This is a genomic window from Methanoregula sp. (assembly GCF_002835825.1).
Lineage (GTDB): Archaea > Halobacteriota > Methanomicrobia > Methanomicrobiales > Methanospirillaceae > Methanoregula.
Genome location: NZ_PIZH01000396.1, coordinates 1 through 1,900 on the forward strand (window position 1 = coordinate 1; position 1,900 = coordinate 1,900).

2 protein-coding genes are annotated in these 1,900 nt (G+C 58.3%); one reads left to right on the forward strand and one right to left on the reverse strand.

Translation table 11 applies throughout. The features are described 5' to 3' along the window. Positions 1-160: 160 nt before the first annotated feature. On the reverse strand, positions 161-364 hold the full coding sequence (locus CW742_RS11480) for a hypothetical protein (RefSeq protein WP_292420514.1): 204 nt from the start codon (positions 362-364) through the stop codon (positions 161-163). A 162-nt stretch (positions 365-526) separates the two neighbouring features. Here CW742_RS11480 and CW742_RS11485 point away from each other — a divergent pair. After that, positions 527-1,900, forward strand: a 1,374-nt coding sequence (locus CW742_RS11485; protein WP_292420516.1) for a PAS domain S-box protein, incomplete at its 3' end; no start/stop codon positions are given.

Below are 1,900 nucleotides of genomic sequence, written 5' to 3' on the forward strand. Positions count from 1 at the left end.
TACTCTTTGGAAGCGTACGATGTGTATAAGAGAAAGAACCTGTTTCATATATTATGTTTAATATGAATAAAGACATTTCGGACGCGGGGGGAAAAAGGGCGGGGGAACGGGAGAGAAAGGCGGTTGGACAGATCCGAAATTTTCAGCGGAAAACCTGGTACTAGTATTTCCCCTGCATCTTCAGGATCTCGTCGATAATCTGGCTGGCTGGTTTATTGTTAAACGTTTTTTTCCGGTCTTTGGTATAATCGCCGCTCCCGCGGTCAAAACTCCGCAGAAACCGGATCGCATCCTCCGGTCCAAGTGCTCTGACCAGCGCATTGTACCCCTCGCTCTGGATCTGGGCAATCGTCTTACTCCCCATAGCGGTTCATCTCCTCAAGCCAGTGTACCGGGTTATCAACCCGTATGAATAGATCTGGTAAATAATCCATCATAATGCATGCTCTGGTTTTCATGTACACTCCCCCCCATCCCGGAAATAATTAACCGCCAAAAAAACCAGCTAAGTACAGGATTCTGCCCGATGATCTCTGTACTCTACGTCGACGACGAGGCCAATCTCCTCGACATTGCCAGGATCTACCTTGAGCGGACCGGGGACTTCACCGTCGAGACCGCCATCTCGGCGCCGGAGGCCCTCGCTCTCTTACAGGAACGGGCCTTTGACGCGATCGTCTCCGACTACCAGATGCCGGAGATGGATGGCATCGCATTCCTGCACCAGGTACGGACATCGGGAGACACCATTCCCTTCATCCTCTTCACCGGCCGGGGCCGGGAGGAGGTGGTGATCCAGGCCTTGAACGAGGGTGCCGACTTCTATCTCCAGAAAGGCGGGGAACCAAAGTCCCAGTTTGCCGAACTGGCCCACAAGGTGCGGCAGGCCGTCTCCCGGCGCCAGGCGGAAAATGCCCTGAAGAAGACCCGGCAACACTACCGGAACCTCATCCGGAACGCCTCGGAGGCGATCTGCGTGGTCCAGGACGGCATCCTTAAGATGGCCAACCCGCAGCTGGCAGAACTCCTCGGGTACCGGCACGAGGAACTCCCGTCCGTCACCCTCAGCACCATGATCCACGAGGACGACCTCACCATGGTCATCGCGCAACACAGGCGCAGGCTCCGCGGCGAGGCCGACCCGCGGTACTCCTTCCGGCTCCGCCGGAAGGACGGGAGCACCAGATGGGTGGATGTAAGCGGGATCCTCATCTCGTGGGACGGGCGCCCGGCCGTCATGATATTCCTCACCGACATCACCGAACGGAAGCGGGCCGAGGAGTCCCTGCAGGAGAACGAGGAGAAATACCGGCTCGTGGTCGAGAACAGCCGCGATGCCATCTACATCCACAAGGACAACCGGCTCTGGTTCGTCAACCGGAGATCGGCGGAGGTGACCGGGTACACAGTCGACGAGCTCATGCAGGTCAACCTCTGGGACCTCGTGCACCCGGACGACCGGGGCCGGCTGCAGGATGCAGCGCGGCGGCGGTTTTCCGGGGAAGGCGTGCCCCAGAATTTCACCGCACGGCTGGTCACAAAGAACTGCGAAGTCCGGGAGGGGGACTTCATCGTGGACTTGATCGACTTCCACGGAAAGCCCGCCATCCTCGGCATCTACCGGGACCTCACCGAGCAGCGCAAGGCGGAGATCTCGCTGCGCGAGAGCGAGGAGAAGTACCGCATCCTCCTCCACGAGTCCCCCGACCCGGTCTTCTCGTTCTACCCGGACGGGACCTACCGGTACGTCAACAAGGCCTTCGCGGACGGCGTGCGAAAATCCGTGGACGAAATCATCGGCAAGAAGATCTGGGACGTCTTTGATAAGGACGAAGCAGACAAGCGTTTTCTTCCGCTCTCCCGGGTTTTTGCTAAGGGAAAGGGCGATGTCATCGAGGTC

Bases quoted from the DNA above. Each gene is read 5' to 3' on its own strand.
- CW742_RS11480 (WP_292420514.1), bottom strand. From the start codon at position 364: ATGGGGAGTAAGACGATTGCCCAGATCCAGAGCGAGGGGTACAATGCG.